We start from the raw sequence: 6,357 nt of genomic DNA on the forward strand, positions 1-6,357 counted from the left end.
GCCGATCACCAGCCGCGAGCGCGCCACTCCGCGAGGTGGGGGCGCTCGGCGCCCAGCGTCGTGTCCGCGCCGTGGCCGGGGTAGACCCACGTCTCGTCGGGCAGGACGCCGAACAGCCGGGCCTCGACGTCGTCGAGCAGGCTGGTGAACCGGGCGGCGTCGGACTGGGTGTTGCCGACTCCACCGGGGAAGAGGCTGTCGCCGGTGAAGACGTGCGTGCCCGCGCCCTCGGGCCCCCGCCAGACCAGCGCGATGCTCCCCGGGGTGTGCCCGCGCAGGTGCACGACCTCGAGCACCTGGTCGCCCACGGTGATCGTGTCGCCGTGCTCGACCGGGCGGGTGACCGGCACCGGCAGGTCGGCGGCGTCGGCCGGGTGCGCGACGGTCTCGGCGCCGGTGGCCCGGACCACCTCGGGGAGCGCGCGGTGGTGGTCCCAGTGGCCGTGGGTGGTGACCACGGTGCGGAGGTCGGCGGCGTCGATCAGCTCCAGCAGCGCCTCCGGCTCGGCCGCCGCGTCGATCAGCAGCGCCTGGCCGGTGCCCGGGCCGGTGCCGCTGTCGGTGAGCAGGTAGGCGTTGTTCGCCATCTCGCTGACCGCGAGCTTGCGGATGGTCAGCCCGGGCAGCTCGCGGACGTCGGCCGGCCCGCCGACCCGCACGTCGCCGGTGTAGCTGTCGTTCATCCCGCTCCGATCTGAGGACTGTCGGGGGTCACGGTTAGGTTCGACCGCATGGACGCTAGTGCAGGTGCCGCGCCCGCAGATCCCGCGTCGGGATCCGGGACGGTGGCGGGCTCGCTCGTGGGCCTCCCCGCCACCGAGCTGGCCGCCCGGGTCCGGTCCGGCGAGCTGACCGCGGTCGAGGTGGTCCGGGCCCACCTGGCGCACCTGGCCGACGTCGAGCCGCGGGTCGGCGCCTTCCGGGTGGTGCGCACCGAGGCGGCGCTGGCCGAGGCCGCGGCGGTCGACGCCTCGCCCGACCGCGCACGGCTGCCGCTGGCCGGTGTCCCGGTCGCGGTGAAGGACAACGTGGCCGTGGCGGGGGAGCTGGCCACCGACGGGTCCGCCGCGCACACCCCGACCCCGGCCGCCACCGACGACCCGGTCGTCGCGCGGCTGCGCGCCGCCGGCGCCGTGGTCGTCGGGATCACCCGGGTGCCCGAGCTCTGCGTCTACTCGGCCACCGACGGTCCGGGCACCGTCACCCGCAACCCCTGGGACACCGCGCGGTCGGCCGCCGGCTCCTCCGGCGGCAGCGCCGCGGCCGTCGCGGCGGCCGCGGTGCCGCTGGCCCACGGGAACGACGGCATGGGGTCGCTGCGACTCCCGGCGGCGGCCTGCGGGCTGGTCACGCTGAAGCCCGGTACGGGCGTCGTGCCGGGCGCGGTCGGGGCGAACAGCTGGTACGGCATGGCCGAGCACGGGGTGCTCGCGACCACGGTCGCCGACCTCGCCGCCGGCATCGCCGTGCTGTCCGGCGCACCCCTGGCCGAGCCGTCGCCGCCTCCCGGGCCGCTGCGGATCGCGGTCTCCACCCGGTCCCCGGTCCCGGGGGCGCGGCTCGACGCCGCGGGGCGGGCAGCGCTGGACGCCGTCGCCGCCGAGCTGCGGGCCGCCGGGCACACCGTCGTCCGCCGCGAGCCACCGATCACCCCGGCCGCCGCGGCAGCGGTGGTCGCCCGCTGGCTGGCCGGCCCGGTCACCGACGCCGACGCCCTCGGGGTCGACCGGCGCGCACTCGAGCCGCGGCACCGGGTGCACACCCGACTGGGCCGGTTCGTGCAGCGCGCCCACCTGCTCCGACCCGGAGCGCTCGCGGCCTTCCGGGCCCGGATGGCCGACTTCTTCACCGAGGTCGACGTGCTGCTCACGCCCGTGGTCAGCGGCCCGCCGCTGCCCGCCCGCCCCTGGCACGAGCGTGGCTTCCTGGCCAACATCACCGCCAACGCCCGCTGGGCGCCGTGGACCTCCGCCTGGAACGGGGCCGGCCTGCCGGCCCTCGTGCTGCCCGCCGGCCCGGGCCGGTCCGGGCTGCCCACGTCGGTGCAGCTCGTCGGCCCGGCGGGTGGCGAGATCCGACTACTGTGGCTCGCCGGAGAGCTGGAACGCCGGCTGCCCTGGCGTCGGCACGCGCCCGTCTTCGACCCCCGCGCCCGGCCCGCCGTCGCCACCGGCTGACCGGTCCGGCCGGGAGACCCAGCCGACACCGCGGAGGGGAAGCACGCCCGCCGGACCCGGCGTTCCACCCAGCAAGAACCACTGCGACCGACAGGGATCACATGGACCGGCTCGTCGTCCGCGGCGCCCGTGAGCACAACCTCAAGGACGTCAACCTCGACCTGCCCCGCGATGCGATGATCGTGTTCACGGGGCTCTCCGGCTCGGGCAAGTCCAGCCTGGCCTTCGACACGATCTTCGCCGAGGGCCAGCGCCGGTACGTCGAGTCGCTGTCGGCCTACGCCCGCCAGTTCCTCGGGCAGATGGACAAGCCCGACGTCGACTTCATCGAGGGGCTCTCCCCGGCGGTGTCGATCGACCAGAAGTCGACCAACCGCAACCCCCGGTCGACCGTCGGCACGATCACCGAGGTCTACGACTACCTGCGTCTGCTCTACGCCCGCGCCGGCCAGCCGCACTGCCCCAACTGCGGCAAGCCGATCAGCCGGCAGACGCCGCAGCAGATCGTCGACCAGGTGCTGGCGATGACGGAGGGCACCCGGTTCCAGGTGCTCGCCCCGGTCGTCCGCGCCCGCAAGGGCGAGTACGTCGACCTGTTCAGCTCGCTGCAGACCCAGGGCTTCTCCCGGGTCCGCGTCGACGGCACCGTGCACCCGCTCACCGAGCCGCCCACGCTCAAGAAGCAGGAGAAGCACACCATCGAGGTGATCGTCGACCGGCTCACCGTCAAGGAGAACGCCAAGCGGCGGCTCACCGACTCGGTCGAGACGGCCCTCGGCCTGGCCGGCGGCCTCGTCGTGCTGGACTTCGTCGACCTCCCCGAGGACGACCCGGCCCGCGAGCGGACCTTCTCCGAGCACCTGGCCTGCATCGACGACGGGCTGTCCTTCGAGGCGCTCGAGCCCCGGTCCTTCTCCTTCAACTCGCCCTTCGGCGCGTGCCCCGAGTGCACCGGCATCGGCACCCGCAAGGAGGTCGACCCCGACCTCGTGGTGCCCGACCCGACCAAGAGCCTCGAGGAGGGCGCCATCGCGCCGTGGGCCGGCTCGATGAGCAAGGAGTACTTCCAGCGGCTGCTCTCCGGGCTGGCCGACATGCTCGGCTTCTCCATGACGACGCCGTGGGAGCGGCTGCCGGCCAAGGTGCAGAAGGCGGTGCTGCACGGGTCCCCGGACCAGGTGCACGTCCGCTACAAGAACCGCTACGGCCGCGAGCGCAGCTACTACGCCGCCTTCGAGGGCGTGCTGCCCTTCCTCGAGCGCCGGCACGAGGACACCGACAGCGAGTTCATGAAGGACAAGTACGAGGGCTACATGCGGGACGTCCCGTGCCCCGTCTGCCACGGCACCCGGCTCAAGCCGGAGATCCTCGCGGTCAAGCTCAACAGCCGGTCGATCGCCGAGGTCACCGGGCTGTCCATCGGCGAGGCCTCGGAGTGGCTCGGTGCGCTGGAGTTGGGCGAGCGGGAGAAGGTGATCGCCGACCGCGTGCTGCGCGAGATCCAGGCCCGGCTGTCCTTCCTGGTCGACGTCGGGCTCGACTACCTGTCCCTGGACCGCCCGGCGGCCACCCTGGCCGGCGGCGAGGCGCAGCGGATCCGGCTGGCCACCCAGATCGGCTCCGGGCTGGTCGGCGTGCTCTACGTCCTCGACGAGCCCTCCATCGGGCTGCACCAGCGCGACAACATCCGGCTCATCGAGACCCTCGTCCGGCTGCGCGACATGGGCAACACGCTCATCGTCGTCGAGCACGACGAGGACACGATCAAGCAGGCCGACTGGGTCGTCGACATCGGCCCCGGCGCCGGCGAGCACGGCGGCGAGGTGGTCGTCAGCGGCACCGTGCAGGACCTGCTGGACAGCGAGCGCTCGCTGACGGGTCAGTACCTGTCCGGGCGCAAGGAGATCACCATCCCCGCCGTCCGCCGGCAGCCGCAGCCCGGCCGCGAGCTGGTGGTCAAGGGCGCGCGCGAGAACACCCTGCGCGGCATCGACGTCGCCTTCCCGCTGGGCTGCCTCGTCGCCGTCACCGGGGTCTCCGGCTCGGGCAAGTCCAGCCTGGTCAACGACATCCTGTACACCACCCTGGCCAACGAGCTCAACCGCGCGCGGCTGGTGCCCGGCCGGCACCGCACCATCACCGGCCTGGACCAGCTGGACAAGGTCGTCGGCGTCGACCAGTCACCCATCGGCCGCACGCCGCGGTCGAACCCGGCCACCTACACCGGCGTCTGGGACCACATCCGCAAGCTGTTCGCCAGCACGTCGGAGGCGAAGATCCGCGGCTACCAGCCGGGCCGCTTCTCCTTCAACGTCAAGGGCGGCCGCTGTGAGGCCTGCTCCGGCGACGGCACGCTGAAGATCGAGATGAACTTCCTGCCCGACGTCTACGTGCCCTGCGAGGTCTGCAAGGGCGCCCGGTTCAACCGGGAGACCCTCGAGGTGCACTACAAGGGCAAGACGGTCGCCGAGGTCCTCGACATGCCGATCTCGGAGGCCGCCGAGTTCTTCGAGGCGATCCCCGCGATCGCCCGGTACATGCGCACCCTCACCGACGTCGGACTCGGCTACATCCGGCTCGGCCAGCCGGCCACCACCCTCTCCGGCGGTGAGGCGCAGCGGGTCAAGCTCGCCAGCGAGCTGCAGAAGCGGTCCAACGGCCGCACCATCTACGTCCTCGACGAGCCGACCACCGGCCTGCACTTCGAGGACATCCGCAAACTGCTCCTGGTGCTCCAGGGCCTGGTCGACAAGGGCAACTCGGTCATCGTCATCGAGCACAACCTCGATGTGATCAAGAGCGCCGACTGGCTCATCGACATGGGCCCGGAGGGCGGCTTCCGCGGTGGCTCCGTCGTCGCCGAGGGCCCGCCGGAGTTCGTGGCCACCGTGCCGGAGAGCCACACCGGCCGGTTCCTCGCCGACATCCTCGACCCGGCGGCGATCGCCGTGGCGGCCCAGCCGAAGAAGCGGGTCCGCAAGAAGGCCAGCTGACCCGGGGGGGGGGGGGGGGGGGGGGGGCCCCCCCCCCCCCCCCCCCCCCCCCCACCCCCCCCCCCCCCCCCCCCCCCCCCCCCCCCCCCCCCCCCCCCCCCCCCCCCCCCCCCCCCCCGCGCGCGGGGCCCCCCCCCCCCCCCCCCCCCCACCGTCGTACGAGAGGACCCACCGTGACGACGACGTCCGGCCAGTTGCACCTGCTCCCGCGCCCGGACGGGGTGTCGATCCACTACCGGCGCTGGCTGCCGCCCGGCGACGTCCGCGCCACCGTGCAGTTGGTCCACGGGGCCTCCGAGCACTCCGGCCGGTACGAGCGGCTGGCCGGGGCGCTGACCGGGCGGGGTCTGGCCGTGCACGCCATGGACCTGCGCGGGCACGGCCGCACCGCCGCGGGCACCGGCACCGGCCGGTTCGGTGCCCCCGGCGTCGACGGCGTGCTCGACGACGTCCAGGCCCTGCATCAGGTCGCCGCCGCGGACCACCCCGGCGTGCCGCGCGTACTCCTGGGCCACTCGATGGGCTCGGTCATCGCGCTGGCCAGCGCCGAGCGGGACGGGGCCGGGCTGACCGGGTTGGTGCTGTCCGGACCGATCGGCGTGGCGCCGCAACTCGCCGGCACGGTGGCAGCGCTGGACGGCGCCGTGGCTGCCGGGCTCGCTGATCAGCCGCTGGACGCCCTCGGCGCCTTCAACGAGCCGTTCGAGCCCGCCCGCACGCCCTACGACTGGCTGTCCCGCGACCCTGCCGAGGTCGACGCCTACCTGGCCGATCCGCTGGCCGGCGACCAGGTGCCGTTGACGTACGGGTACGCGGCCGGGGTCTTCGGCATGTCGGTCCGCGCGGCCAGCCCCGCGGGGGTCGCGGCCCTGCCCGAGGCGTTGCCGGTCCTGCTGCTGTCCGGGCAGGACGATCCGGTCGGCGGCCGGGACGCCGACCAGGTCACCGCGCTGGCGGCGCTGCTCCGGGACCGGGGCCTGCCGGTCGACCAGCACGTCTACCCGCGGGCGCGGCACGAGGTCTTCAACGAGACCAATCGTGCCGAGGTGGTCACCGACCTGGTCGGCTGGCTGGACGACCGCCTTGCCGGGGGGGGGGGGGGGGGGGGGGGGGGGGGGGGGGGGGGGGGGGGGGGGCGGGGGGGGGGGGGGGGGGGGGGGGGGGGGGGGGGGGGGGGGGGGGGGGGG

Annotated in this window: 4 protein-coding genes; 3 read left to right on the plus strand and 1 reads right to left on the minus strand. The window is 74.7% G+C overall.

Features of this window, described 5'->3' with window-relative positions:
* Nucleotides 1-5: 5 nt before the first annotated feature.
* Nucleotides 6-683 carry an MBL fold metallo-hydrolase gene (locus tag ACI79A_RS05740; RefSeq protein ID WP_457080868.1) on the minus strand — a complete coding sequence of 226 codons (678 nt, stop codon included), beginning with the start codon at nt 681-683 and terminating at the stop codon, nt 6-8.
* A 102-nt stretch (nt 684-785) separates the two neighbouring features.
* Here ACI79A_RS05740 and ACI79A_RS05745 point away from each other — a divergent pair, with 102 nt between their 5' ends.
* From ACI79A_RS05745 to ACI79A_RS05755, 3 genes are all read left to right on the plus strand, one after another.
* Complete coding sequence (locus tag ACI79A_RS05745) at nt 786-2,177, plus strand: amidase (protein WP_457080870.1); 1,392 nt, start codon at nt 786-788, stop codon at nt 2,175-2,177.
* A gap of 101 nt (nt 2,178-2,278) precedes the next feature.
* A complete protein-coding gene (uvrA, locus tag ACI79A_RS05750; protein WP_457080872.1) occupies nt 2,279-5,170 on the plus strand; it encodes an excinuclease ABC subunit UvrA in 2,892 nt (963 codons plus the stop codon).
* Between the two features lie 221 nt (nt 5,171-5,391).
* Nucleotides 5,392-6,357, plus strand: a 966-nt coding sequence (locus tag ACI79A_RS05755) for an alpha/beta fold hydrolase (protein WP_457080877.1), incomplete at its 3' end; no start/stop codon positions are given.

It is taken from the genome of Modestobacter sp. SYSU DS0657 (assembly GCF_054050925.1).

Bases quoted from the DNA above. Each gene is read 5' to 3' on its own strand.
- ACI79A_RS05740 (WP_457080868.1), bottom strand. From the start codon at position 683: ATGAACGACAGCTACACCGGCGACGTGCGGGTCGGCGGGCCGGCCGAC.
- uvrA (WP_457080872.1), top strand. From the start codon at position 2,279: ATGGACCGGCTCGTCGTCCGCGGCGCCCGTGAGCACAACCTCAAGGAC.